Here is a 25,491-nt window from a genome sequence, read left to right on the forward strand (position 1 = left end):
CGACGGCGACTGTGAGAACCCGGCGTCTCATCGGCTACTTCAGGCCGGATGGGACGGTCGTGCCGTTGACGGTCACGGTCACCTCGCCCGTCGATGTGTTCTCGGTGATCCTGCCGTGCTCGAAGGTCCCCACCTCGAGGTCGCCGTCGATTGTCACGTCACTCGTGGGAACTCCCAGAGGTCCGGCCGAACCGTTGGTGCCGGTGAGCAAGGGGACCCCGTCCGGCCCGCGCTCGGTGTTCCACGCGTCGCGGATCTTGCCGGAGGTCATGATGTACGCGGGCGTTCCGGCGGCGCTGTTCTTCGCGATGATCACTCCACCGCGGAACTGTTGGTACACAACGCCACTCTCGCGAGTCCCGGCATTGTGATCCCCGGTCAGCGGCTTGCCCAGGGCTTTCCGTTGTGCCTCCGTCGCCGACCCGTACTTCACCGCGATCGGACCGGTGAGGGTCACCTCCTCGTCGTCCTCGCCCATCACCGTCACCTCGGTGGGTCCGGGCGCGGCATTCTGCGCGACAGTGGAGGGGGCCGTCGTGTCGCCGGCCGGTGTAGTTGTCGTCGAAGACCCCGTCGTCGGGGACGCTGCGGGTGAGTCGTCGGCATCTGAGGTGCCGCACCCGGCGGCGAACAGCGTGACCACGAACAATCCGGCAACGAACTCGGCGCGGCGGGAAGCCATGTGCTTCATGTGGTCACCCTAACGGTGAACGGCAGGTGTGCTCACCCGTGCCGACGGCGATACTCACGCGCGGCACCCGGATGCAAGGGGATGGGGCCGGTGAGGATCAATGACTGCGCGTCGAGGAACTGACTGCCGATCGCCTGCGACGGCACGAGGTGTGCGGACTCGTCGAGGAGTAGATCGACGACGGCCGCGGCGGTCTCGTCCGGCACGTCCCGACGGGCGAGCAGCAGGTTCGCGACCCCGACGGTGGTGACCGCCGGGTGTCGGCCGTAGATGTCGGCCGGGATGCGTACGGGCTCGTACGCCGGCCCGTACTCCCGTCGTAAGGCCGCCACGACACCACCGAGATCGAGGAGGGCGATCGGCACGCGCAGGTCGGTGAATGCCGGGGTCGGCAGACCACCCGCCCACATGACGGCATCAACCGCTCCCGCGGCGAGCGCCGAGCCGGCGTCCCGCATGGTCTGGCGAACCGGCCGGATGTCGCGGGCGGCATCGAGGCCGGCCGCGACGAGCACCCGCTCGGAGAGTCCCGCGGCACCGGAACCCGGCGCGCCGACACTCACCACCCGTCCGCGCAGATCGGCGATCGTCGCGATGCCGGAATCTGCGCGGACGGCCACCTGGAAGTAGTTCTCGTACACGCAACCGAGGGCGGTCAGTTGTGGAATCGCACGTTCGATGGCCGTGTCACTGAGGCTCATGGCCAGGTCAGCGGAACCCTCCGCCAGCGCGTCGAGGTTCTCGGCCGAGCCGCCGGACCGACGCGGGCGGATCGGCGGCGCGCCCGACCGGTCGGCCGCCGCGGCGAGCAGTCCGGCGAACTCCCAGAAGAACCCGCCCGACTCGCCCGCGGCCAGGCGGACCGGCGCCCCGCGCTCGGTCCCACACGCGGACACCAGGAGCAGCGCGCCCAGGCCGGTGGTTCCGCGGAGCATGGTCCGCCGGTCCACCGACCCGCGCGCGAACGACATGGTGCCACCTTAGGCCCGTCGCGCGCCGACCCCTGCGTCGAGGAAGGCCCGCCCCTGCTCGCGATCGAGCGGCGTCTCCGCCTTGTTGCGCAGGACGAAGATGTACACCATCAACGACACCGCGATCACGATCGTGACGTAGGCGATGAACCACGGGACATGACCGCCGTTCTTCGCCGCCTGGTAGATCAGCGGTGCGGTGCCGCCGAACGCCGAGTTCGCGAGCGCGTAACCCAGACCCACTCCCAGCGCGCGGACGTGCGAGGGGAACAGTTCCGCCTTCACGATCGCGTTGATCGAGGTGTAGCCGGTGAGGATCACGTAGCCGACGGCGAGCAGGGTCAACGACGTTGCCACCGAGGTCGTCTGGGGCAGGTAGGTGATCAGGACGTAGGTGTACAGGACACCGCCGACGCCGAAGAAGATGAGGACGGGTTTGCGTCCGACCTTGTCGCTGATCATTCCGCCGATCGGCTGCAACACCATCAGGAACACCAGTCCGATGAGGTTGATCCAGGTCCCGGTGCGACCGTGGTCCTCGTAGGCGGTCTTGACGATCGCCGGAGCGTTGACGCTGTAGGTGTAGAAGGCGATGGTGCCGCCGATCGTGACCAGGAAGCAGACCAGCAGGGGACGCCAATAGTTCACGACGAGTTCGCGAATCGATCCGGACTCGGAGTCGGCCCCGCTGCGCACGGCCTCCAACTGCTCCGGTGTGAGGGACTCGTCCATGCTGCGTCGCAACCAGAAGACGACCACCGCGGCCACGCCGCCGATGAGAAACGCGATGCGCCAACCGAAGTCGGAGATCTGCTCTTTGTCGAGGAACACCTGCATCACCAGCAGGGTGAGCTGTGCCAGCACGTGTCCGCCGATCAGCGTGACGTACTGGAACGACGAGAAGAAGCCGCGACGCTCACGGGTGGCCGCCTCGGACATGTAGGTGGCCGACGCGCCGTACTCGCCTCCGGTGGCGAATCCCTGCACCAGACGACAGAGCACCAGGACGACCGCCGCCCACACGCCGATCGATTCGCGACCCGGTGTGAGCGCGATGACCAGGGAGCACGCCGCCATCAGCGACACACTGAAGGTCAGCGCCGCCCGTCGGCCCCGACGGTCGGCGTACCGGCCGAAGAACCAGGAGCCGACCGGCCGCATCAGGAAGGTGACGGCGAAGATGGCGTACACGTAGACAGTCGAGTTCTTGTCGGCCGAGTCGAAGAACTGGCTCTCGAAGTACGTCGCGAACACCGTGTAGACGTAGACGTCGTACCACTCGACGAGGTTGCCGGAGGACCCGCGCAGGGTGTTGAGCACGGCACGGCGCGTCGCCGCGGCCGACGAGGTCGGCGGTGCGCTCCGGGCGTCCGCGGGCTGCCGGGTGGGCGAGTCGGTCATCGGGCTCCTCCAGATCGTCGAACGTGCACCCGACCCGGTCCGGCGTCGGTGCCCCTAACACTGTGAACGCAGTCACAGGCGAAACGGAAGCCGATCGACGTTTCCTAACACTCCCTTAGGAGAGGTCCTGCACGTCGACGTCCGCCGCCGGGATCCAGAGGTCCACCCGCAGTCCCGTGGGGCGTCCGGCAGTCACCCTCAGCTCGCCACCGGCCGCGTCGACGAGGGCCGCGGCGATGGACAATCCGAGTCCGGACCCGGGGACGCCGCCGGTCGACGCGCGGAAGAACCGCTCCGTGACGCGCGGCATCTCGGCGTCCGTCACGCCGCGGCCGGTGTCGGCGACCCAGACCCGGATCCGTGCGCCCTCGGACCGACAGCCCAACTCCACGTGGGCACCTGCCCCGGCGTGGTTGACCGCGTTGCTCATCAGGGCGTCCATCACCCGGATGAGATCGTCCTCGTCGAGCGCGGCGATCACCGACCGCGGCCGGGGCGAGACGATCGACGCCGACAGCCCGGCATCCACGAGCGCATCCGCCCAGAAGTCGTGCCGTTCGACCAGTACGGCGGCGACGTCGCAGACCCCCGTGGTGGAGCCGGCGGGCCGCGACTCGGCGGTGGCCAGGACGAGCAGGTCGTCGACGATCCGGTCGAGCCGATCGATCTCCACGATGGTCTTCTCATGTGATTCGAGCGAGCGGCCGGTCAATCCGAGCCCGAGGGTGTCGAGACGAAACCGCACGGCCGCGAGCGGATTACGAAGTGCGTGCGCGGTGTCGGCCACCAAGCGGCGCTGGGCGCCGGTGGCGTTCTCGACGTCGTCCGCCATCGCATCGAAGATCCGGGACAGCTCGCGGACCTCCGGCGGGCCGGTGTGCCGGTGATCGGGCGGTCCGCCCAGGGTCGTTCCGCTCGCTGCCGTCCCAGTCGGTGTCGGACCGCCGTCGATGATCGAGGCGCGCAGTGATCGCACCCGTGCCGTCAACGCGGTGAGTGGGCGAACCGTCCACCGCGACAACGCAACCGCGATGAGGGAACCGATCACGAGCATCGCGAGGGCTCCGCCGGTGATCACGGCCCACGTCCTGCCGACATCGCGTGTCGCCGCCGCCGTCGACGCCTCGATGACGACCGCACCATCGACCTGGGTGCCCGTACCGATCGGCATGGCCACCAATACCGATTCAGGCGACCAGGGTGTCAGTCCCGACGCGATCCGGGTGCGCTGGTTGCGCAATGCCCCGGACACGGCCTCGGCGACCTCCGGTGACCGGGCCGAGAGGCCGGCCGAGGCGCGGGTCTTGCCGGCTCGGTCGACCACCAGGACACCTTCGTCGTAGAGATCGCGATAGCGTTCGACGGCCCGCTGCAACTCGGTGCCCCGCATCTCCGGTTCCCGATCGGCGAGGTCGGCGAAGTAGATCGCGGACGCGGTCCGGCTTTCGGTGAACCGTTGCAGCCGTTCGCGACTCACGGTCGTCGCGAGGGGGACCGCCAGGCCGAGGACCACGATCGCCGAGTAGGCGACCAGCACGAGCAGCACGCGCCGCCACACCGTTCAGGAACCCCACCGGTAGCCGAACCCGCGGATCGTCTCGATCACACCCGGCCTGCCGAGCTTCGCCCGGAGTGCGGTCATGTGGACGTCGAGGCTACGGGAGATCGCGACATGGGCGTCGCCCCAGATCGCATCCATCAACTGTTCGCGGCTGACCGCCTCGCCGCGCCGCGCGACGAGGTGCGCGAGGAGTTCGAACTCCTTCGGGGTCAGGGCCACGTCGGCACCGTCCACGGTGACCAGTCGCGCATCGAGGTCGACCACGATGTCGCCGGTCGCGATCCGTCGCTCTGCGAAGGCAGGCGCATCGGCGACGCGACGGCGGGCGGCCACCTCCAGACGCGCCATCAGCTCTCCCAGCCGCGCCGGCTTGACCACATAGTCGTCGGCACCCGCCCGAAGTGCCCGCACCACGGATCGTTCGTCGTGCCGTGCGGTGAGCACCACCACCGGCAGCTCGCTGACGGTCCGCAAGCGGCGCAACACGGTCAGGCCGTCGTCGTCGGGAAGGCCCAGGTCCAGAAGTGCGAGGTCGACATCGCGATGACCGAGTAGGAGATCGGCGCCGCGCCGCATCCGGCGGGGCTCGTGACCGACCTCGGTCAGGGCGTCCACGAGCGCATCACCGACCCCGTCGTCGTCCTCCACCACCGCGATACGCATCGCGTCCACGGTACGACAGGGACGGGAGCGGGCCCGTCAGAGCACGATCTGTCGGTTCACGTCCTTGTAGAGCAGGTATCGGAAGTTCGACGGTCCGCCCGCGTAGCAGGCCTGCGGGCAGAACGCGCGCAGCGACATGTAGTCGCCCTCCTGGACCTCCACCCAGTCCTCGTTGAGCCGGTAGACGGCCTTGCCCTCCAGGACGTACAGGCCGTGCTCCATCACGTGGGTCTCGGCGAACGGGATCGACGCCCCGGGCTCGAAGGTGACGACGTTGACGTGCATGTCGTACGCGAGGTCCTGCGGATCGAGCATTCGCGTTGTGCGCCAGGCCCCGTCGGTGTCGGGCATCGGCGAGGGCTCGATGTCGCGCTCGTTGCCGAACTTCGGGGCGGGCTCATGACCGGCGATGGGCTGGTAGCGCTTGCGGATCCAGTGGAAGGACGCGGGGGCGTCGCCCCGGTTGTGCGCCGACCACGGGGTGCCCGCCGGCAGATAACCGAAGCCGCCCTCTGTCAGGACGTGGTCGGAGTCCGCGACCGTGACGGTCAGTTCGCCGGAGGTGACGAAGAGGAAACCCTCGACCTCCGACTGTGGTTCCGGCGCTTGCGAACCGCCGCCCGGGGCGACCTCCATGATCGTCTGGGCGAATGTCTGGGCGCCGCCGGGAACCGGGCGGTTGAGGACCCAGGCGCGGGTGTCGGTCCACTCGGGGAACACCGACGTGACGATGTCGCGGAGTACACCACGCGGGATCACCGTGTACGCCTCGGTGACCACCGCGCGGTCGGTGAGCAGATCGGTCTGCGGCGGCAGTCCGCCGGTGGGGCTGTAGTACGGCGACGCGGTCATCGTGGTGTCCTGTTCGTCGAAGGGATGAATGGTCATGTAGGGCTGATGGTTCGGTCTCAGGCGCCGGGGGCGGGCGGACGATGGAGCGCGAGCTCCCGCACCTTGGTGAGGGGGAGGTCTGTCGCGGCCTCCACCTCGTCGACGGTCAGCGCCCCGCACAGCTCGCCGCGGCGGATGAAGCCGGCGAGCGCGCGAGCCGTCGCGGGTTCGTCGAGCACCGACGATTCGATCTGGTGCGCGTAGTTGCGCAGACGTACTGCGGCGGAACCGAACCCGTCGCGGTAGAACGCATACGTGGCCAGGAATCGGGTGACCAGTTGAGCGGGATGCAGATCCCATCCCTGGTAGAAGCCGCGTTCGAGGTGGCGGCGGACCAGTCGCGCGTGCAGGGCCCAACCGGCCTCGACGGCTTCGGCGTCCCCGACCGGGAGAATGTTCGTCGACCCGTCCGACAGGCGCACACCGGTGCCTGCCGCGGCGAGCTGCATCACGGCCTTCGCGTGGTCGGCGGCCGGGTGCTCCATCGACTGGTAGGCGGCGGCGATGCCGAGCGACGCCGAGTAGTCATAGGTCCCGTAGTGCAGCGCGGTGACCCGTCCCGCACCCGCATGGATCATCGGCGCAACGGCTGCCGTCCCGTCGGCACTCATCACCGACTGCGGTGTCTCGACCTGGATCTCGAATCCGATGCGTCCGTCCGGGAGTCCGTGAACCCGCTCGAGTTCCCGGGCCACGCTGACCATCGCGACGACCTGGTCGGTGGAGGTGACCTTCGGCAACGTGAGTGTCAACCCGGTGGGAAGCTCCCCGGCCTCGGCCAGTCCGGAGACGAACAGGTCGAGGGTGCGTAGGCCGCGAGCTCGGACGTCGGCCTCGAAGCACTTGAAACGGATGCCGATGAACGGCGGCGAGGCAGCGCCGGCGTTCCCGATGGCGGTGACCGCGACGGCCACGGCCGCGTCCTCCTCATCGTCGGACCGGACGCCGTAACCGTCCTCGAAGTCGACACGTAGATCCTCGATGGGCTCGGTGCGCAGTTTGTTCTCCACGAGGGCCGCGAGTGCGGTCGCATCCGAGTCGGTCCGGGCGACGGTCGAGCGGGCGATGGCGGCGAGGCCGCCGTGTTCGGCGGCGGCAGCGAGCGCTGCCTGCCCCCACTCCCGGGCGATCCCCGCCGAGTACCTGTCCGCCGGGACGTAGACCGTGTGGACGGGCTGCCGGCTGCCGTCGTCGCCCGGGTATCGACCCGACAGCACGGCGTCGGCCGGGGCCAAGACGGCCTCGACCTCGGCGAGAAAGGCCGCACCGAAGCGACCGGGCTGCGCACTCACGACAGGCACCCCTCATCGATTGATGGAAAAGTAATTCCGCAGAGCGGAGTTTACTGTAGGAACGGTGCCAGCCACCAGTCCTGAGCTGCGACGGCGTCTGATTGTGGTTTCACATCACGGAACGTAGCGTGATGTCGGACTGTGGAGTGCTGAGAAGTCTGTCGAGAAACGTTGCGACGGGGAGGTGGCGATGGCGGGGAGCTCGGGCGGAGTGCAATCGGTCGAGCGCGCGTTCGAGCTGATGGAGCTCATCGGACGCGCCGGTGGCGAATGCTCTCTCAGCCACCTGTCCGCGGAGTCACCGTTGCCGCCGCCAACCATCCACCGGTTGCTGCGGACGCTCGTGGGCATCGGGTACGTCCGGCAGCTCCCCAACCGGTCCTACGCGCTGGGTCCCCGGCTGATACGACTCGGTGAGGTCGCCAACCGTCAACTCGGGGCGGTGGCCGCGCCCGTACTCGGCTCCCTGGTCGCCGAACTCAGTGAGACCGCAAGTCTCGCGGTACTCGACGGCGACATGGTCATCTACGTGGCGCAGGTCCCGTCACCGCACAGCATGCGCACCAACAACGAGGTCGGACGTCGGGTCACCATGCACAACACCGCCGTCGGCAAGGCCGTGCTGGCCGAGCTCGACGACGCGCGAATCCTGAAGCACGTGACCCAGGCCGGGCTGACCGCTGCCACCGAGTGGAGCGTCACGTCCCTCTCCGGAGTGTTCGCCGCCGTCGAGCAGGTGCGCGCAGACGGCGTCGCCACCGACGAGCAAGAACACGAGGTGGGCGTCTGTGGCATGGCCGTCGCCGTCCCCGGAGCCCCGACACCGATGGCCGTCGGCATCTCCGGGCCGGTCGCCCGATTCGACGACGATCTACGCGACCGCGCCGTCAAGGCACTGCGCGCCGCTGCCGAGACCGTCTCCGAAGCGCTCATCGGTTCCCGGGAGTCCTAGCTCCCGGCGCGGTGTCGATTTCGCCCGCTCGCTCCGCTCCCGGCGCGATCACCCGTCGTGAGACGCCTTCTGAGAAGCCAGATTTCGGGTCGCCGGGCCCTCCAGCACGTTGCCCTCGGGGTCGAACCGCGAGGCGTGTAGCGGGCAATCCCACGTCTGTTCCGCGTCGTTCCACCGAAGGACCCCGCCCAGGTGGGTGCAGAGCGGCGCAACCGACTGGGTCTCCCCGTTGACGGTGCACACACCGCGCGGCGTGAGCCCATCGTGGCCGACGACGCCGTCGCCTTCGGCGGGATGCTTCTTGGTGGGTTTGAGCAAGCCCGCATAGCCGGCGGTCATGTACGCAGCGACCTGACCGTTGGCCGAGAGGGCCGAACCGAGCGCTCCGAGGCTGGTGACCTCGGAGGTACGGAACGGACGGAACGTCTTCGACCACGGTGGCTCGTTCCCGAGGATCCTGCCGGTCATCGCCAATGCCGCGGCGACACCATTGGTGAGGCCCCACTTCGCGAAACCCGTTGCCACCTGGACGTTTTCCACACCCGGAAGGATGGGGCCGACATAGGGGAGCTGGTCGATGGTGGTGTAGTCCTGTGCCGACCAGCGGGCCACCATCCGCGCGGTGGGGAAGTGCTTCTCGGTCCACGCCAGCATGTCCATGACGTGCTGGCGCTCGGAACCGGTGCGGCCCACCTCATGACCCCAGCCGCCCACGAGCAACAACTCGCCGTCGTAACCGGGGCGGGTGACGGTCCGCAGTGACACCGACGGAGTGTCGGCACCCAGGTACATCTCGCGCGGGATCTGCTCGTCGACGGTGAACGCCGCGGCATACGACCGGGAGAAGTGCATACGGGCGAAGTAGCCGCCGCGGTCGAAGATCGGCTGGCCGGTGGCCACGACGACGGCGTCGGCGCGGACGTCCCCGGCGTCGGTGGACAGCACATTGGGCGACCCGTGCTTCAACCCCTGGACCCGTACGCCCTCATAGAGGTGGCCGCCGTGGGCGCGCAGGTCGTCGGCGAGCGCCCGCAGGACCACCATCGGGTCGATCTGGGCCTGACCCTCGAGCCTGATCGCGGTCTTGACGTCGAAGGGGAGCTCTGGCGTGTCGACATGCGACACCGGGAGGTCGTGCGCGCGGCAGGCCGCGAACTCCTCCTCCACGGTCTTCGCCCCCGAGGCGGTCGAGGCGAACGTCAGCGCCGCTCGTTCGTCCACCTTCAGGCCACGGCGCTCGAGGTAGTGGCGAAGCCAGGCCTGCCCCTCCCGGTTGGCCTCGACGTAGTCGCGCACCGCGGACTTCTTCTGTCGGCTCGCGATCGACGACAGTCTCGATCCCTGCAGCAGGGAGAGCTTGCCGGTGGTGTGTCCGGTCGCGGCGGCGCCGATGTGCCGCGCTTCGAGAACCGCCACGGTCTGCCCGGCCCTGGCGAGCAGCAGCGCGGTCGTGAGGCCGGTGATCCCGCCACCGATGACCACTTGGTCGTAGGTGTCGATGACGTCGATGGGCATCGTCTCCGGGCGGACGTCGGGCAGGGCGTCGGAGGCGGAGTCGCCCACCGGGTCGAACCAGAGTGTTTTCATGACCCCCGGATTTGCCGTGATCAGGAGGGATCAAACATTCTCGGCGGGGCACGCGGAGAGTAAGGTTTTCGACTGGGAATCGAAAACGTGCGCCGGGAGTTGCTCTCGAGTGCGGGTTGCCGACGCGGCGAGAGGCGGTTGAAGATGAGCGGGTCCACAGATGGGCGGGCCGAGCAGGTCGGCGCGCTGCGCGCCGACCTCGTCGTGGTCGGGGCGGGCATCGCCGGACTGACCGCCGCCCTGTGCGCCGCCGAGAACGGGCTCGAGGTGATCGTGCTCAACAAGGGGCCGCGCTGGGATGCCACCCGCGGGGAGCAACCGACCTCCACGTTCTATGCCCAGGGTGGCGTCGCCGTGGTGATGCCCGCCGGCCACGGTGACCCCGACGACTCGGTGGGCCGTCACCTCGCCGACACCGTCGCCGCGGGTGCGGGTCTCACCGATGCCGCCGCGTCGAGGCCGATCCTGGCAGACGGGTGGGCATCGGTGTCGGCGCTGATCGACTGGGGAGCCGAGTTCGACCGGAACGTCGACGGTGCCCTGCTCCGCACGCGCGAAGGCGGTCACTCGCTGCGTCGGATCATCCACGCCGGCGGCGACGCGACCGGCGCTGCGATCCAACGCGCGCTGCACTCGGCGGTACGCACCGCCGCCGGCCGCGGGGATGCGCCCGCCATCCGATTCCTCGACGACGCGATCGCGACCGCGGTGCTCCTCGACGACGACGGTGGCGACGGCCACGACAACGACGGCGGTCAGCGGCGGGCGGTCGGCGTTGCCGTTCTGCACGACGGACGTCCCGGGTCGGTACTCGCTCCGACCGTGTTACTGGCGACGGGCGGCGCGGGACACCTCTACGCGGCGACGACGAACCCCCCCGGTGCGACCGGTGACGGCATCGCGCTCGCTCTGCGCGCCGGCGCCGAGGTCGCCGACCTCGAGTTCATCCAGTTCCACCCGACGATGCTGTACACCGCGGGGGCACGGGGCCGGCGCACGTTGATCAGCGAGGCGGTCCGCGGCGAGGGCGGGACACTCGTCGACGTCGACGGCCGGTCGGTGACCGACGGGGTCCATCCGATGGGCGACCTCGCCCCGCGCGACGTGGTCGCCGACGCGGTCGAGACCGCGATCGAACTCACCGGCCATCCGTGCGTCTACCTCGATGTCGGTGGTGTCCACGACTTCGAGGCCCGGTTCCCGACCGTCAGTGCGGGAATCCGGGCCGCGGGCCTCGATCCCGCATCCCGGCGTATCCCGGTCGTGCCGGGCGCGCACTACCTCTGCGGCGGGGTCGTGACCGACGGCGACGCCAGGACTGCGGTCGACGGGTTGCTCGCGGCCGGGGAGGTCGCGCGGACCGGGCTGCACGGCGCCAACCGCCTGGCGTCGAACAGCCTCCTGGAAGGTCTCGTGATGGGCCGCCGCGCGGCCCGGGTCGCGATCGACCGGCGTGGCCTGTCGGTACCCGAACGCGTACGGCCGCCGGTCGCGGAAGCGGTCCCCATCCTCGATCGCGACCTCCTGCAGGACACGATGTCGCGCCGCGCGGCCTTGCGCAGGTCGGCCGACGGACTGGCCGAGACCGCCGACCTGCTCGCGACGGCACCACGACGGGTTCCGCGTTCGGTGCGCGAGGTCGAGGATGCGGCGCTGACCCTCACCGCGTCGGCCGTCGTGGCATCGGCGGCCGCCCGCACCGAGTCCCGAGGCGCGCACGTCCGCGTGGACTTCCCGCTGACCGACGAGACGTCGGAGTCGCGCGTCCTCCGGCTCGTCGACGGGGAGCTGCGAGATGCCCGTGTGGCGCTCACGCCGGGCTGACGTGGGGCAAGTCGATGCGGGCGGCCTCATGACAGGGCAGGATTGGCGTCGATGACCTCAGCAGACGGCCTGGCGCGCGGCCAGGTGAACCCAAGCGGCGGGTCTCCGGACACCGTCGACATCGACCTCGGCCACCTCACCCTGCGTGCACTGACGTGGGGTCCCGACGACGGCCCCGTTGCGGTGTGCCTCCACGGTTTTCCCGATTCGGCCTGGACCTGGCGGCACCTGGGTCCCGAGCTCGCGAAGGCCGGTTACCGGGTCATCGCGCCTTTCACGCGCGGCTACGCGCCGTCGGACATACCGGCGGACAAGGACTTTCACGTGGCCGCGCTGGCCCACGATGCCCGCGGGATTCACGCCGCGGTGGGTGCCGGTGACGACGCCGTGCTCATCGGGCACGACTGGGGTGCGATGACGGCCAACGCGCTCGCGCACCGCGACGACAACCCCTATGCGGCGGTGGTGTCGATGGCGGTGCCGCCGGTGCCCGCTGTACGGCGCTCGCTCGCCCAGGGCGCCGAGGGTGCACGGATGCTGGGTCGTCAGCTGCTCATGAGCTGGTACATCGCGTTCAACCAGTTGCCCTGGGGGCCGGAGCGCACCCTGGACACGCTGATCCCGCTGTTGTGGCGCCGGTGGCGGCTGACCCGCAGGTCCCGTCCGGCACAGCTCGACATCGATCACGCGCTCGCGGCATTGCCCACCCCAGCGCATCGGTCGGCGGCCCTGGGGTACTACCGGGCGCTGCGCACACCGCGTGTCGATCCGCGATACTCCGATCTCCGCAACGACTGGCTCGGCGAACCCCGCTGCCGCACGCTGTATCTTCACGGGGCCGACGACGGCTGCATGCAGTCGCGCTTCACCGACCGCGTCCGCGAGGTGCTGCCGCCCGGAAGCGGCGCTGCGGTGATCGCCGGAGCGGGTCACTTTCTCCATCTGGACGAGCCCGATGAGGTGAATGCGAGGATTCTCGGGTTCCTCTCGGAAACGCGCGGGGGCGACGGGGTGGCACGGGACGGGTCCGCTTCGTAGACTGACGCCCGGGATCGTCACGTCGTGGCCACCGGGGGGCGGCCACCGCATCGCATGCCGGGGGGTTTTGCGTGCCGGCGAAGAGGCGTCGCGAGGCAATGCATGAAGGGGAGTCCGTATGAACGGCGAGGGCTGTTGGTCGACGGTGGTGTGCCGGCCGACCGAACGCGCGGCGCTGGGACTGTCGGGTGACTCCGAGTGGTTGCTGCAGTGTCGGCTGGCGATCGGGCATCGGGGCAACCACGCCACCGACGCGAGCACGCACCCGCGGCACGATCGGCGTCTCTGGCTGGAGTGGAACGACTTCGACGATCGCGCCCAGTCGCTCATCGAACGCAACCCCTGCCCGGTCCCGTCGCCCGAAGGTGCGGGATGTGTGTTCTTCGCCGGGCACGGCGGACCCCACTTCTACGCCCGCACCAACGGTCACGCGCCGTCGGTGATGACCGGTGCCGGAGCCCCGGGTCCGCAAGCGGTCGGTCCCGACCGGTCCCTGACCACCCAGCACCAGCCGCCGACCCGCATGGGGACGCACCGGTTACCCGACTCCCATCAACCCGTCCCGCTCCCACAGCAGCAGCCGGTCGTCGAGCCCGATCCGCAGCCGGCTTACCGCGGGGGGCGTCGGTCCACCAACGCCGAGCCGCTCGTCACCGAGGATTACCAAGGCCGCCGCCACCGGACGGATGGCCTGAACACGAATGGCGCGAGCGCAGATGGTCTGACCGCGGATGGTCTGAACGCGGGTGGCCTGAACGCGGGCGGACCGGCGCCGAGCGGGCCGGCCGACCCGGAGCCCGGCGCGCCGGCCGTGCAAGCCCTCGACACCGCCCGGCTCGAGGCGATCGGCGCGGCGCTCGACGAGGTCGCCACCGCACTGGCCCGACTGGCTGCGGTGCTGCGCGCGTAGTCGGACTCGTCACCCAACCAGGCCGGTACCCTAGGGGGGTACCGTTTTGCCGCCATGACTGGTATACCTGGTCGGGCATACCCGTGAGGGGTATCCGGACGGGAGTGACATGGACGAGCATCAGCACGGTTACATCGGCCGCAAGGACGATTACCTCCGCCGACTCAAGCGCATCGAGGGGCAGGCGCGTGGCCTGCAGCGCATGGTCGAGGAGGACACCTACTGCATCGACATCCTGACGCAGGTGTCGGCGATGACGAAGGCGCTGCAGGCCGTCAGCCTCGGCCTGCTCGAAGAGCACATGGCGCACTGCGTCGTGCACGCGGCTCAAGAGAGCGACGAGGCCGGCAAGGCCAAGGTCGACGAAGCCATGGCCGCGATCTCGCGCCTGGTCAAGTCCTGACCGCCACTCGCACAAACCCGAACTCGAGGAGTTATCCGATGAGCACCACCAGCACCTACACCGTCACCGGCATGACCTGCGGCCACTGCGTGGCCTCGGTCCGCGAGGAGATCGAGGCGCTGCCCGGCGTGACGGATGTCGAGGTCACCCTCGACGACGGATCGGTACGCGTGGCCGCCGACCGCGAACTGGGCCGGTCCGAGGTCGAGGCCGCGGTCACCGAAGCCGGATACGCGCTGGCCTGACATGACAACAGCAGTCGTCCGTCCGGTCGCCTATGTGGCGGCCCTGGTCGTGATCGTCGCGATCGCGTTCGTCGTCGGCCGCGCGTGGGGGCCCGATGTCGAACCGGCGCCGCAACATTCGCCGTCCCACAGCGTCGATGGTGGTCACCGATGACCGCGACCGCACCCCATCTGATCGACCTCGACATCTCCGGCATGACGTGCGCGTCATGCGCCAACCGCATCGAACGCAAACTGAACAAGCTCGACGGGGTGACGGCGTCGGTGAACTATGCGACCGAACGCGCCCACGTCGAGGTGCCGAACGGCCTGTCGACGACGGACCTCGTCGAGGTGGTCCGTGCGGCCGGTTACGACGCCGCGCCGATCCTGCCGGACCCGCCGGCAGTCACCGGGGGCCAGGAGCCCACGGTGTCGGGCGACCCCGAGTTGGACGCACTCCGTCAACGTCTGATCGTGTCGGCGGTGCTGTCCATACCTGTGATCGCGCTGGCGATGATCCCGGCGCTGCAGTTCACCTACTGGCAGTGGGCGTCGCTGACCCTGGCTGCACCCGTGGTGGTCTGGGGCGCGTACCCGTTCCATCGCGCCGCTTGGGTCAATCTGCGCCACGGTGCCACCACGATGGACACGCTGGTCTCGGTCGGAACCCTGGCCGCGTTCGGATGGTCGCTGTACGCCCTGTTCCTGGGAACGGCCGGCACACCGGGTCTCACCCACGGCTTCGACCTGCTGCCGCAACGCTCAGACGGGTCGTCGCACATCTACCTCGAGGCCGCAGCCGGCGTCACGACCTTCCTGCTGGCGGGCCGCTACTTCGAGAAGCGAGCCAAACGTCGTGCGGGCGATGCACTGTCGGCGCTGATGGATCTCGGTGCCAAGGATGTCGTGGTCCGCGACCACAACGGCGTCGAGACCCGAATCCCCATCGCGCAGTTGGCGGTCGGTGACGAGTTCGTCGTGCGACCCGGCGAGAAGGTCGCAACCGACGGCCTCGTCGTCGAGGGCGCGTCGGCGGTCGACGCCTCGATGGTGTCGGGCGAGTCGGTACCCGTCGAGGTCACCCCGGGCGACGCGGTCGTCGGCGCGACGATCAACACCAGCGGGTTGCTGGTCGTGCGTGCCACCGCCGTCGGGTCCGACACCGCGCTGTCCCAGATGGCACGCATGGTGACCGCGGCGCAGGAGGGCAAGGCCGACGTCCAGCGCCTGGCCGACCGCATCTCGTCGGTGTTCGTCCCGATCGTCATCGCGATCTCGGTTGCGACACTGGGATTCTGGCTGGGCGTCGCGTCGACGTCGGACTTCGCGGGCGGAGACGTCACCTTCGCGTTCACCGCGGCGGTCGCCGTCCTGATCATCGCATGCCCGTGTGCGCTCGGGCTCGCCACACCGACGGCACTGATGGTCGGCACCGGCCGGGGGGCGCAGCTGGGCATCCTGCTGAAGGGACCGGAGGTACTCGAGTCGACGCGACGGGTCGACACCATCGTGCTGGACAAGACGGGCACCGTCACCACCGGCGAGATGACGTTCTCCGCGATCACCGTCGCCGACGGTCACGACGAGGAGCAGGTCCTCGGCTGGGCGGCGTCGGTGGAGTCCGGATCGGAGCATCCGATCGCGGCCGCCATCGTCGACGCCGGACGGGACCACATCGACTCGCCCGCCCGCGACTTCGTCTCCACGCAGGGCGCGGGCGTCGCCGGGATGGTCGGAGACCGATTGGTGCACGTGGTGTCGCCGAGCAAGGTCGACGTGCCCTTGCCGCGATCACTCGCCGACGCGGTGGCCACCGCCGAATCCGAGGGCGCGACGGCGGTCGTCGTGCTGGCAACCGACCGCACCTCCGAAGAGACTGCCGGACAACCGGTTCCCGTGGGGGTCGTCGTGGTGGCCGATCGGATCAAACCGTCGTCGGCAGCGGCGATCACCGAGTTCCGGCGCCTGGGACTGACGCCGAAGCTGCTCACCGGCGACAACGAGGGCGCCGCTCGGGCCGTGGCGTCGAGAGTCGGCATCGACGATGTGACCGCCGGTGTCAGTCCACGACGCAAGCTCGAGGTCATCGCGGAACTCCAGGAGCAGGGTCACGTGGTCGCGATGGTCGGTGACGGGATCAACGACGCCGCAGCGCTCGCGCAGGCCGATCTCGGCCTCGCGATGGGTACCGGAACCGACGTGGCCATGGCCGCCAGCGACCTCACCGTCGTCAGCGGTGACCTCCGTGCGGTGGCCGACGCGATCGCACTGGCGCGCCGAACACTCGGCACCATCAAGGGAAACCTGTTCTGGGCGTTCGGTTACAACGTGGCAGCCATCCCGCTGGCGGCAGCTGGCATGCTGAACCCGATGATCGCGGGCGCCGCGATGGCACTGTCGTCGGTGTTCGTCGTCGGGAACAGCCTGCGACTCCGGGGGTTCGCCCCGAAGCGCTGACCGGGGTCGTTACGCGCTCGTGGTCACTCGCGCCGCCGCGTGCCGCCCGGCGCGCCGGCCGAAGTACGACCCTTCGCCCAGTTGCGTTCCGCTGCAATAGCCCTTGCAGTCCTGGGCGATGTTGGTCGCACTCGCGCCGGCCGCGTAGAGGCCGGTGATGACGCTGCCCGATTCGTCGAGCACCTCGCCGTCCAACGACGTCGCCATGCCGCCCATCGTGAAGCCGGCGTACATGGCCTTGCCGAGCGAGAGGTCGTAGGCGGCCCAGGGGCCGGTGTCCTGCGGTTCGAGGAACTCCGCCGCCTTGTGGAAGTCGGGGTCTTCTTTCTTGGCGGCGTTCTCGTTGTAGCGGGCCATGGTCGCCTGCAGCTTGCCCTCGGGGATTCCGAGGTCGCGCTCCATCTCCTCGATGGTCTCCCAGCCGTCGATGAGCGGTACGAGATAGTTCTGCTTCTCGTTCATGTGCGACTCGTTCACGATGAGGTATGCGACCGAATCCGGCTGTTCGAGAACGAATCCCGAAGTCCGCGCGTGATAGGAGTCCTCGGTGACGAACCGTTCGCCGTACTTGTTCACGATGACGCCCATCACCATGCTCGCGGGCGGGTAGATCGGCGCGGTGATGAATGCGTTGTCCATGTATTTCAGTGCGGCACCGGCGGATTGACCCATACGCAGGCCGAGTCCGTCGTCGTAGGTGTTGCCGAGGACGAACGGCTTCTCGGCGAGATGCGGGGTGTGCTCAGCGACCATGTCGGGGTTCATCACGAAGCCGCCTGCGGCGATGATCACCGAGTCCGCGCGGATGACGCCTTCGGCATCGGGCGTCTTCCACGTCACGCCGACGACCGCACCGTTGTCATCGACGACCAGCTGACGGGCGCCGGTCTCGTACCGGACCTCGGCGCCGAGCTCGTCGAGCCGGGTGACGAGCAGGTCGATGACCAGCTTCGCGCCCCCGGTCTCCCCGGGTACCGGGACCTTGTGGCCGCGCGGTGCCGGTACGGCCTGGTCTTTGAACGGCCAGACCTTCTCGTTGCCGGTGAACATCAGTCCCTCGGTGCCGGGCTGGATGACGGCCTTCTCCGGATAGAAGCTGCGCTCGAAGGTGAAGCCCAGGCCTTCGAGCCAGTTGAAGTGGTCGACGCTGTCGGCGCAGTAGGCGTGGATCTTGTCGGGCTCGGGATCGACCGACACCGCGGTGAGGTACTTCTCCATCTCCTCGACGGAGTCGTCCTGGCCGGTGGCCTTCTGAACGGCGGTGCCGCCGCCGAGGTAGAAGAACCCGCCGGACAGCGAGGTGGTGCCGCCCGGAGCCGCGGCGCGTTCGAGCAGGAGCACCCGCGCCCCGTTCGCGGCGGCCTCCGCCGCGGCGCATCCGCCGGCGATGCCGAACCCGATCACGACGACATCGACCTCGTCGGAGAACTCGGACACCGAAGAGAGGGGGACGGTCTCCGGGATCTCGGTACTGGTAGCCATGGGCGTCAGATTAACCGACGAACTAGAACCTGTTCTAGTCCTTGGTAACGATTTGTGCACCGGTCTGCCGGTCGGGTCACCGGGTGATCTCGGAACTAACGGCCCACGGCGTACTCACAGGTTTCTTCGGTATCAAGAAATATGTCCTCTACTACGACGCGGCGTAGCCTGTCGCCGGCCCCCGGGATCGCGGGTGTGGTGGCTGTCGGTGCTGCTCTCGCGGCCGGCGAACTCGCCGCGGTGCCGATCTCGCCGGACGCGTCGCCGTACTTCGCGGTCGGCTCCTCAGTGGTCGACCTGTCACCCAAGCCGGTACGTGACTGGGCCATCGACACCTTCGGCACCGCGGACAAGCTCGCGCTGTTCGTCGGCATGGGCGTACTGATCGCTGTTCTCGCGGCCGCCTGCGGATACCTCGAGCGCCGTCGGCCGCCGCTCGGCTCCCTCGTGGTGGTGGCGTTCGGGGTCGTCGGTGTCATCGCGGCACTCAACCGGCCGAACGCCACGTGGACCCACGCCCTGCCCTCCGTCGTCGCCGGCATCGTCGGCGTCCTCGTTCTGCGACTGCTGTTGGCGCAGCTCGCTCCGCGCCGTGCTGGCGCTGTGACCGATGGCGCTGTGACCGATGGCGCCGGGGCGGATGATGCCGATGCGCGCCCGGCCGAACGCGCGTCGATGTCGAGACGCTTCGTGCTGACCGCGGCAGGCGTGGCCGCGGTGGCCGTCGCCGCGGGTGTGGTCGGGCGCAAGATGCTCACCGACACCGCGGGCATCATCGCCGACCGGGCTCGCATCCTGCTCCCGACGCCGAGGACGTCTGCTCCGCCGGTACCCGACGGGGTCGATCTGTCCGATTCCGGCGCAACGCCTTTCATGACCGACAACGACGACTTCTACCGCATCGACACAGCTCTGCAGGTGCCGACACTGACCACCGAGGACTGGCGGTTGCGCATCCACGGTGACGTCGACAAAGAGGTCACGCTCACCTGGGACGACCTCCTGGCGATGCCCATGACCGAACGCATCGTGACGCTGACCTGTGTCTCCAACGAGGTCGGCGGCGACCTCGTCGGCAACGCCCGCTGGCTGGGGGTGCCGATGAGCGAGGTCCTCGACCTCGCGGGCGTCAAACCCGGGTCCGACATGCTTTTGTCGACCAGCATCGACGGTTGGACATGCGGTACGCCCATCTCCGATGTCACCGACGGCCGCGATGCGTTGCTGGCCATCGGCATGAACGGATCCCCGCTGCCGTTCGAACACGGTTACCCCGTTCGCCAGGTGGTGCCCGGACTGTACGGCTACGTCTCGGCAACCAAGTGGGTCGTCGACTGGGAGATCACCCGCTTCTCCGAGGCGAAGGCGTACTGGACGACGCGCGGGTGGTCGGCGATGGGTCCGATCAAGATGGCCTCGCGGTTCGATCGCCCGGCCGACAACTCCGAGCACCCCGCGGGAGAGGTCATCGTCGCCGGCACCGCCTGGGCCCAGCACACCGGGATCGAGCGCGTCGAGGTCCGTGTCGACCAGGGGCCGTGGCAACCCGCGGAGCTCGCCGAGGAGTACAGCATCGACACCTGGCGGCAGTGGCGGTTCCCGTGGCAGGCGACCAAGGGCGAGCACACCCTCGAATGCCGCGCAATCGACAAGCTCGGCCGGCCCCAGATCGAGCGCTATCAGGCGACCGCTCCCGACGGCGCGAGCGGTCTGGACGACCACGTCTACACCATCGTCTGACCCTTCTGCTCGACCCCGTTCACACGGTGTGGGCGCGCCCTGCGGACGACTTCTGTCCGGACATGTGTCCAGAAGTGCGGAAAACCGCAGCGTCAAGGGCAGAGTGAGGTATCTGACTCGCCTGAGCTGCCGCTGAGAACGCATGTTATGTTCAACGCACCTTTATGTGAGCCGGGTGACAGTCATCCCCTTGTCCGACCCGTGCACCTCGTGACCTGCGTCAGGTCGTCCGTTCCGCCGACACACATGGCGGAGCTGCACGATCTGGTGGCGGGTCACCTCGTTGACAAGACGCGCCGAGTGCAGGCGCGCCAACCAACGGCGTCGCGGTGAGCGGCGCCGGATCAGGCAGGGTGAAAAAAATGACAGTGGGTGTCGTGCGCGAGACGGCCCCGGGGGAGCGCCGAGTGGCGCTCGTCCCGAAGGTGGTCGCCGCGCTGGTGGGCAAGAAGGTGCCCGTGGTGGTGGAGTCGGGGGCCGGTCTCGGCGCTCTGATCCCCGACGAGGCGTACACCGAGGCGGGAGCGTCGATCGGTGATCCGTACGAGGCCGATGTGGTCCTGCGGGTATCACCGCCGTCGGATTCCGAGATCGGCAAGCTTCGCAGCGGTCAGCGGCTGATCGGCTTCCTCGCGCCGCGCAACGCCGACAATCAGATCGGCACGCTGCGCGATGCCGGGGTCGAGGCGTACGCGGTGGAGGCAATTCCGCGTATCTCTCGTGCGCAGGTGATGGACGCGCTCAGCTCGCAGGCGAACGTCGCGGGGTACAAGTCGGTCGTCGTGGCCGCGGATGTGTCGACGCGGTTCTTCCCGATGCTGACGACGGCCGCGGGCACGGTGAAGCCGGCCACGGTGCTGGTCCTCGGCGTCGGCGTGGCGGGTTTGCAGGCGCTGGCCACGGCCAAGCGTCTGGGCGCCCGGACCACCGGATACGACGTGCGGCCCGAGGTCGCCGAGCAGGTCCGCTCGGTCGGTGCGCAGTGGCTGGATCTGGGCATCGATGCTGCCGGTGAGGGCGGGTACGCCCGTGAGCTCACCGACGACGAGCGCGCCCAGCAACAGCAGGCGCTCGAAGACGCCATCAAGGGGTTCGACGTGGTGATCACCACCGCGCTGGTGCCGGGTCGTCCGGCGCCGCGTCTGGTGACCGCGGCCGCGGTCGAGGGCATGAAGCCGGGCAGTGTGGTCGTCGACCTCGCCGGTGAGACCGGCGGCAACTGCGAGTTGACCGAACCGGGCGAGACCGTCGTCAAACACGACGTGACGATCGCGGCACCGCTGAATCTGCCTGCGACCATGCCCGAGCACGCCAGCGAGCTGTACTCGAAGAACCTGCTGGCGCTGATCGAGCTGATGCTCGACGACAACGGTTCCATCACACCGGATTTCGACGACGAGGTGATCGCGGCCGCGTGTGTCACCCGAGATGAGCCCGGCGCCGGGAACGAAGTGAGCGGGCCGAAAGACGGCCAGCAGGAGGTGAGTGCCTGATGTACGCCGGACTTCTCGCGAATCTCGCGATCCTGGTGCTCGCCGGGTTCGTCGGCTTCGCCGTCATCTCCAAGGTTCCGAACACCCTGCACACCCCGTTGATGTCGGGCACCAACGCCATTCACGGCATCGTCGTGCTCGGTGCGCTGGTCGTCCTGGGCAAGCTGCCCGCCGATGCCGGGTGGGGTGTGCGCATCATCGCGTTCGTCGCGCTGGTGTTCGGCACGCTCAACGTGATCGGTGGCTTCGCGGTCACCGATCGGATGCTGGGCATGTTCAAGGGTAAGAAGGAGGCGGCCAAGTGAACGGCTCCCCAGAAACATCTATGTCACAGCTGATACTCGCGGCGGGCGCGCATACCCCGAGTGAGGGCGTCGCCTACCTGGTGACCGCGCTCTACATCGTCTCGTTCTCCCTGTTCATCTATGGCCTGATGGGCCTGACCGGACCCAAGACCGCGGTGCGCGGCAACTGGATCGCCGCGGTGGGCATGGGTCTGGCCGTCGCCGCGACACTGCTCTACGTCTGGAACGAAGGAGCGGTCGGTTCCGACGGGCACTCGACCGAGGGCGTGCCCACGATCAACTGGGTGCTCATCGTCGTCGGTCTGGTTCTCGGTGTGGCACTGGGCATCCCGCCTGCGCTGAAGACCAAGATGACGGCGATGCCGCAGCTGGTCGCGCTGTTCAACGGCGTCGGCGGCGGCACCGTGGCGCTGATCGCGTGGGCCGAATTCATCGAGACCTCCGGGTTCTCGACCTTCCACAACGTCGAACCGGCCTCGCCGCTGGTGATCGGTTCGCTGATCGCCGCGATCATCGGCTCGGTCTCGTTCTGGGGATCGCTGGTGGCATTCGCGAAGCTGCAGGAGATCATGCCCAAGGGGCTGGAGAAGACCTTCGTCTCCAACGCCAAGCTGTTCCAGGCCGCCAACATCGTGTTGCTCTTCGTCGCTCTGGGACTGGCGATCTACCTCGGTGTCGACGCCTCGAACGGCGGCGGCGCGAGTGTCTGGTGGATGGTTGCGGTGTTGGTCGCCGCGGGTGTGATGGGTCTGTTCGTGGTGTTCCCCATCGGTGGTGCGGACATGCCGGTGGTCATCTCGCTGCTCAATGCGATGACGGGTCTGTCGGCGGCAGCCGCGGGTATCGCGCTGGACAACACGGCGCTGATCGTGGCCGGCATGATCGTCGGCGCCTCGGGTTCGATCCTGACCAACCTGATGGCCAAGGCGATGAACCGGTCGATCCCGGCCATCGTGTTCGGTTCGTTCGGTGGCGGCGATGCCGCTGCCGCAGGCGGTCCCGGCGCCGAGGGTGGCACCGTGAAGGCGACGTCGGCCGCCGACGCCGCGATCCAGATGGCGTATGCCAACCAGGTGATCGTCGTCCCCGGGTACGGTCTGGCCGTGGCGCAGGCCCAACACGCGGTCAAGGAGATGGCGAAGCTGCTGGAGGCCAAGGGCGTCGAGGTCAAGTACGCGATCCATCCGGTCGCCGGTCGCATGCCCGGTCACATGAACGTGCTGCTGGCCGAGGCCGATGTCGAGTACGACTCGATGAAGGAGATGGACGACATCAACGGCGAGTTCAGCCGGACCGACGTCGCCATCGTCATCGGCGCCAACGACGTCACCAACCCTGCGGCGCGCAATGATCCGAGTTCGCCGATCCACGGTATGCCGATCCTCAACGTCGACGAGGCGCGATCGACCATCGTGCTGAAGCGGTCGATGAGTTCGGGCTACGCCGGCATCGAGAACCCGCTGTTCTTCGCCGACGGCACCAGCATGCTCTTCGGCGACGCCAAGAAGAGCGTCGACAGCGTCATCGAGGAACTGAAAGCGCTGTAACGCTTCACCCTCGCCACGAGACCCCGACAACCGTTCTGGTCGTCGGGGTCTCGTCGTCATCGAGCAGGAATCGAGAAGCGACGGGCGCGAAGGCCGCCGTAGTGTCGGTGCATCATCTGATCGCAACGGAGGAAACCATGTCCCTGTCACTGCGTTCCCTGTCGCTCTGGTATCAGCGAAGGATCAACGCGCGCACCGTCACCCGTATCCGGAACAAGAGCGGATCGATGTGGGGCATGGAGATGCTCGTCCTCGGGGCCGAGGAGCGGGCAACCGCGTGGGATCGGGTCGTCGACGCCCAGCCGCGCTACGCCAAGTACCAGAAGAAGTCGGCTCGCGAGTATCCCCTCGTGCGGCTCGAGCCGATCACCGGATAGGCCGTTGCGATCTCGGGCGGCCCGGGCCGATGAGTTCCGGCGACGTGAGGTGTCTGTCCCTGCACAACACAACGCATTCCGCGCAGAGGAGATCGTCATGGCTCACAACACCGTCACCGCCGACAACCGCACCGATTCCGAATCGGCGGATGCCCCGTCGTCCGGCCGGAACCGGCGTCGCATCACGGGCATCGTCATCAGCGTCCTGGTCGGTGCCTTCCTCACTTTCGACGTCGTGATCAAGCTGACGCGTCCGCAGGAGGTGGTCGATTCGATGGCGAAGCTGGGCTTCCCGATCGATCAGGCGCTGGTGATGGGTGTCGTACTCCTGGTGTGTCTCATCGTGTTCGCCATCCCACGTACCGCGGTCCTCGGCGCCCTGGGCATCACGGCCTACCTCGGTGGCGCGGTCACCGCCAACATGAGGATCGAGGCGCCCCTGTTCGACACGGTCCTGTTCGCGGTCTACACCGGGGTCTTCATGTGGATCGGGCTGGCGTTGCGCCGTCCGGAACTGCTGAAGGTGGCCGGCCTGAAGCGCTGAGCCCCACCGGCACGCCGAACCACCGGCCCCGCACCCGTTACCGATCTGGGATCGCACGGGTGCGGGGTCGTTGCGCATCTCTCGTACCGTTACGCGAGTGACTGGTGTTGCCAGAGTGAAGCGGATGAAGGTGGCGGCTGCCGCGACGATCGCGGTCGCGGCGCTCGGTGGCGTGGCCGTCGGCACCCTGCCGGCGCAGGACGCATCGGTGGTGACGACCGCGTCGGCCGTCGATCCGGCCGGTCTGTACAACAGCGCCCAATCGAAGTTCGGCGGCGGCGACGTCGCGGGTGGACTCGACTTGTTGCAGCAGGTTCTCGCGATCGCGCCGGCAGACACCGATGCGCTCGCCTTGCAAGCGATCTGGGCCGACCAGATCGACGATGTCGTCGTCGTCCGCTCGGCCCTCAATCGACTGTCGATGATGAACCCGATGCTGGCCACCACGGCGCGCAACATCATCGCGGGTGTCACCACCGCCGCTCAGATCGTTCCGGCGACCACGCCGCAACCGGTGTCCGGCCGGGTGGCGATCGTCGTCCTCGGATACGGCCTGAACGCCAACGGCAAGATGGCGCCGGAACTCGTGAACAGGGTGTCGGCAGGTAAGGCGCAATCCGAGGTCACCACCAGCGCCCCCATCGTCGTGACCGGCGGTGTGCCCAAGAAGGGCGTCACCGAGGCGGCCGCGATGCGGACCTGGCTGATCGACAACGGTGTCGGGTCCGACCGAATCCTCGTCGAGGACAAGTCCGGGTCGACGGTGGCCAATGCCCAGAACACCGCCGAGATCCTGCGAGCGCGCGGCATCCGCGACATCGTCCTGGTCACCTCGCCGAACCACATCCGGCGTGGGGCAGCCGATTTCGGCGCCATGGGCCTGCGCGTCGTCGGGTCCCTCACCACCGCGACAGACCTGGAGAAGTTCCAGACCCCGTTGACGAAGTCGCAACAGACCGGCATCAGACTCGAAGCCACGCGGACCGCACGCATCCCGGCGACACACGAAGCCGGGTTGCTGCCGCAGAACCTGCCCGACCCCGGACCCGGCCTGATCCCGGAGATCGGCGGGAAGATCCTCCAGGAGTTGTTGCGCGCCGGCTCGTCCGGTTGAGGGCCCCACAGGGCAACGGTC

General features: G+C 68.5%; 23 protein-coding genes and 1 pseudogene. 15 read left to right on the plus strand and 9 right to left on the minus strand.

Annotation, left to right across the window (positions count from 1 at the left end; genetic code table 11):
• Positions 1-34: 34 nt before the first annotated feature.
• From MAY35_RS08035 to MAY35_RS08065, 7 genes are all read right to left on the minus strand, one after another.
• Positions 35-691 (minus strand): LGFP repeat-containing protein, encoded by a 657-nt coding sequence (locus tag MAY35_RS08035; protein ID WP_238420488.1) that lies wholly within the window; start codon positions 689-691, stop codon positions 35-37.
• A 32-nt stretch (positions 692-723) separates the two neighbouring features.
• Positions 724-1,662, minus strand: coding sequence for a TAXI family TRAP transporter solute-binding subunit (locus tag MAY35_RS08040; protein WP_238420490.1), 939 nt, complete (start codon positions 1,660-1,662; stop codon positions 724-726).
• A 9-nt stretch (positions 1,663-1,671) separates the two neighbouring features.
• Positions 1,672-3,063, minus strand: coding sequence for an MFS transporter (locus MAY35_RS08045; protein WP_004020228.1), 1,392 nt, complete (start codon positions 3,061-3,063; stop codon positions 1,672-1,674).
• Positions 3,064-3,178: 115 nt separating this feature from the next.
• Positions 3,179-4,621, minus strand: a complete 1,443-nt coding sequence (locus MAY35_RS08050; protein WP_238420492.1) for a HAMP domain-containing sensor histidine kinase — start codon at positions 4,619-4,621, stop codon at positions 3,179-3,181.
• A gap of 3 nt (positions 4,622-4,624) precedes the next feature.
• Positions 4,625-5,287: a response regulator transcription factor gene (locus MAY35_RS08055; protein WP_238420494.1), complete on the minus strand. Its 663-nt coding sequence runs from the start codon at positions 5,285-5,287 to the stop codon at positions 4,625-4,627.
• 36 nt (positions 5,288-5,323) lie between these two features.
• A complete protein-coding gene (locus MAY35_RS08060) occupies positions 5,324-6,139 on the minus strand; it encodes a bifunctional allantoicase/(S)-ureidoglycine aminohydrolase (RefSeq protein WP_238420635.1) in 816 nt (271 codons plus the stop codon).
• 56 nt (positions 6,140-6,195) lie between these two features.
• Complete coding sequence (locus tag MAY35_RS08065; RefSeq protein ID WP_238420496.1) at positions 6,196-7,470, minus strand: aldolase/citrate lyase family protein; 1,275 nt, start codon at positions 7,468-7,470, stop codon at positions 6,196-6,198.
• 190 nt (positions 7,471-7,660) lie between these two features.
• Between MAY35_RS08065 and MAY35_RS08070 the strand changes: the two genes are divergently transcribed.
• Positions 7,661-8,422: an IclR family transcriptional regulator gene (locus tag MAY35_RS08070; RefSeq protein ID WP_238420498.1), complete on the plus strand. Its 762-nt coding sequence runs from the start codon at positions 7,661-7,663 to the stop codon at positions 8,420-8,422.
• 48 nt (positions 8,423-8,470) lie between these two features.
• Here the strand turns inward: MAY35_RS08070 and MAY35_RS08075 are convergent, their stop codons facing one another.
• Positions 8,471-10,009: an FAD-dependent oxidoreductase gene (locus tag MAY35_RS08075; protein ID WP_238420500.1), complete on the minus strand. Its 1,539-nt coding sequence runs from the start codon at positions 10,007-10,009 to the stop codon at positions 8,471-8,473.
• 144 nt (positions 10,010-10,153) lie between these two features.
• Here MAY35_RS08075 and nadB point away from each other — a divergent pair, with 144 nt between their 5' ends.
• The 7 genes and pseudogenes from nadB (at position 10,154) to MAY35_RS08110 (ending at position 16,868) form a co-directional block, all read left to right on the plus strand.
• Entirely contained in the window at positions 10,154-11,833 is a 1,680-nt protein-coding gene (gene nadB / locus MAY35_RS08080) for an L-aspartate oxidase (protein ID WP_238420502.1), read from the plus strand.
• A gap of 42 nt (positions 11,834-11,875) precedes the next feature.
• A pseudogene (locus MAY35_RS08085) lies at positions 11,876-12,876 on the plus strand (alpha/beta fold hydrolase).
• A 113-nt stretch (positions 12,877-12,989) separates the two neighbouring features.
• On the plus strand, positions 12,990-13,781 hold the full coding sequence (locus MAY35_RS08090) for a hypothetical protein (RefSeq protein ID WP_238420506.1): 792 nt from the start codon (positions 12,990-12,992) through the stop codon (positions 13,779-13,781).
• A gap of 109 nt (positions 13,782-13,890) precedes the next feature.
• Positions 13,891-14,184, plus strand: a complete 294-nt coding sequence (locus MAY35_RS08095; protein WP_159371641.1) for a metal-sensitive transcriptional regulator — start codon at positions 13,891-13,893, stop codon at positions 14,182-14,184.
• Positions 14,185-14,222: 38 nt separating this feature from the next.
• A complete protein-coding gene (locus tag MAY35_RS08100) occupies positions 14,223-14,429 on the plus strand; it encodes a heavy-metal-associated domain-containing protein (protein WP_238420508.1) in 207 nt (68 codons plus the stop codon).
• Position 14,430: 1 nt separating this feature from the next.
• Complete coding sequence (locus tag MAY35_RS08105; protein ID WP_238420510.1) at positions 14,431-14,583, plus strand: hypothetical protein; 153 nt, start codon at positions 14,431-14,433, stop codon at positions 14,581-14,583.
• Positions 14,580-16,868, plus strand: a complete 2,289-nt coding sequence (locus tag MAY35_RS08110; protein ID WP_238420512.1) for a cation-translocating P-type ATPase — start codon at positions 14,580-14,582, stop codon at positions 16,866-16,868. Before MAY35_RS08105 ends, MAY35_RS08110 begins: the two co-directional genes overlap by 4 nt.
• A gap of 9 nt (positions 16,869-16,877) precedes the next feature.
• Here the strand turns inward: MAY35_RS08110 and MAY35_RS08115 are convergent, their stop codons facing one another.
• Positions 16,878-18,350 (minus strand): FAD-binding protein, encoded by a 1,473-nt coding sequence (locus tag MAY35_RS08115; RefSeq protein ID WP_238420514.1) that lies wholly within the window; start codon positions 18,348-18,350, stop codon positions 16,878-16,880.
• A gap of 141 nt (positions 18,351-18,491) precedes the next feature.
• On the opposite strand from MAY35_RS08115, the gene MAY35_RS08120 reads away from it, so the two are divergent.
• From MAY35_RS08120 to MAY35_RS08150, 7 genes are all read left to right on the plus strand, one after another.
• A complete protein-coding gene (locus MAY35_RS08120) occupies positions 18,492-20,090 on the plus strand; it encodes a molybdopterin-dependent oxidoreductase (RefSeq protein ID WP_238420516.1) in 1,599 nt (532 codons plus the stop codon).
• A 362-nt stretch (positions 20,091-20,452) separates the two neighbouring features.
• Positions 20,453-21,583 carry a Re/Si-specific NAD(P)(+) transhydrogenase subunit alpha gene (locus MAY35_RS08125; protein WP_238420518.1) on the plus strand — a complete coding sequence of 377 codons (1,131 nt, stop codon included), beginning with the start codon at positions 20,453-20,455 and terminating at the stop codon, positions 21,581-21,583.
• Positions 21,583-21,888, plus strand: a complete 306-nt coding sequence (locus tag MAY35_RS08130; RefSeq protein ID WP_004020381.1) for an NAD(P) transhydrogenase subunit alpha — start codon at positions 21,583-21,585, stop codon at positions 21,886-21,888. Before MAY35_RS08125 ends, MAY35_RS08130 begins: the two co-directional genes overlap by 1 nt.
• A 20-nt stretch (positions 21,889-21,908) precedes the next feature.
• Positions 21,909-23,435, plus strand: a complete 1,527-nt coding sequence (locus MAY35_RS08135) for an NAD(P)(+) transhydrogenase (Re/Si-specific) subunit beta (RefSeq protein WP_238420520.1) — start codon at positions 21,909-21,911, stop codon at positions 23,433-23,435.
• Between the two features lie 137 nt (positions 23,436-23,572).
• Positions 23,573-23,812, plus strand: coding sequence for a nitroreductase/quinone reductase family protein (locus tag MAY35_RS08140; protein ID WP_238420522.1), 240 nt, complete (start codon positions 23,573-23,575; stop codon positions 23,810-23,812).
• A 97-nt stretch (positions 23,813-23,909) separates the two neighbouring features.
• A complete protein-coding gene (locus MAY35_RS08145; protein ID WP_238420524.1) occupies positions 23,910-24,356 on the plus strand; it encodes a DoxX family protein in 447 nt (148 codons plus the stop codon).
• 124 nt (positions 24,357-24,480) lie between these two features.
• On the plus strand, positions 24,481-25,470 hold the full coding sequence (locus MAY35_RS08150; protein WP_238420526.1) for a YdcF family protein: 990 nt from the start codon (positions 24,481-24,483) through the stop codon (positions 25,468-25,470).
• Positions 25,471-25,491 lie beyond the last annotated feature (21 nt).

Source organism: Gordonia sp. 'Campus' (assembly GCF_022206305.1).
Classification (GTDB): Bacteria; Actinomycetota; Actinomycetes; order Mycobacteriales; family Mycobacteriaceae; genus Gordonia.

Coding starts and splice junctions, on each gene's coding strand:
- MAY35_RS08035 (WP_238420488.1), bottom strand. CDS start 691: ATGAAGCACATGGCTTCCCGCCGCGCCGAGTTCGTTGCCGGATTGTTC.
- MAY35_RS08040 (WP_238420490.1), bottom strand. CDS start 1,662: ATGTCGTTCGCGCGCGGGTCGGTGGACCGGCGGACCATGCTCCGCGGA.
- MAY35_RS08045 (WP_004020228.1), bottom strand. CDS start 3,063: ATGACCGACTCGCCCACCCGGCAGCCCGCGGACGCCCGGAGCGCACCG.
- MAY35_RS08055 (WP_238420494.1), bottom strand. CDS start 5,287: ATGCGTATCGCGGTGGTGGAGGACGACGACGGGGTCGGTGATGCGCTC.
- MAY35_RS08060 (WP_238420635.1), bottom strand. CDS start 6,139: ATGACCGCGTCGCCGTACTACAGCCCCACCGGCGGACTGCCGCCGCAG.
- MAY35_RS08070 (WP_238420498.1), top strand. CDS start 7,661: ATGGCGGGGAGCTCGGGCGGAGTGCAATCGGTCGAGCGCGCGTTCGAG.
- MAY35_RS08075 (WP_238420500.1), bottom strand. CDS start 10,009: ATGAAAACACTCTGGTTCGACCCGGTGGGCGACTCCGCCTCCGACGCC.
- nadB (WP_238420502.1), top strand. CDS start 10,154: ATGAGCGGGTCCACAGATGGGCGGGCCGAGCAGGTCGGCGCGCTGCGC.
- MAY35_RS08090 (WP_238420506.1), top strand. CDS start 12,990: ATGAACGGCGAGGGCTGTTGGTCGACGGTGGTGTGCCGGCCGACCGAA.
- MAY35_RS08095 (WP_159371641.1), top strand. CDS start 13,891: ATGGACGAGCATCAGCACGGTTACATCGGCCGCAAGGACGATTACCTC.
- MAY35_RS08100 (WP_238420508.1), top strand. CDS start 14,223: ATGAGCACCACCAGCACCTACACCGTCACCGGCATGACCTGCGGCCAC.
- MAY35_RS08105 (WP_238420510.1), top strand. CDS start 14,431: ATGACAACAGCAGTCGTCCGTCCGGTCGCCTATGTGGCGGCCCTGGTC.
- MAY35_RS08110 (WP_238420512.1), top strand. CDS start 14,580: ATGACCGCGACCGCACCCCATCTGATCGACCTCGACATCTCCGGCATG.
- MAY35_RS08115 (WP_238420514.1), bottom strand. CDS start 18,350: ATGGCTACCAGTACCGAGATCCCGGAGACCGTCCCCCTCTCTTCGGTG.
- MAY35_RS08120 (WP_238420516.1), top strand. CDS start 18,492: ATGTCCTCTACTACGACGCGGCGTAGCCTGTCGCCGGCCCCCGGGATC.
- MAY35_RS08125 (WP_238420518.1), top strand. CDS start 20,453: ATGACAGTGGGTGTCGTGCGCGAGACGGCCCCGGGGGAGCGCCGAGTG.
- MAY35_RS08130 (WP_004020381.1), top strand. CDS start 21,583: ATGTACGCCGGACTTCTCGCGAATCTCGCGATCCTGGTGCTCGCCGGG.
- MAY35_RS08135 (WP_238420520.1), top strand. CDS start 21,909: ATGTCACAGCTGATACTCGCGGCGGGCGCGCATACCCCGAGTGAGGGC.
- MAY35_RS08140 (WP_238420522.1), top strand. CDS start 23,573: ATGTCCCTGTCACTGCGTTCCCTGTCGCTCTGGTATCAGCGAAGGATC.
- MAY35_RS08145 (WP_238420524.1), top strand. CDS start 23,910: ATGGCTCACAACACCGTCACCGCCGACAACCGCACCGATTCCGAATCG.
- MAY35_RS08150 (WP_238420526.1), top strand. CDS start 24,481: ATGAAGGTGGCGGCTGCCGCGACGATCGCGGTCGCGGCGCTCGGTGGC.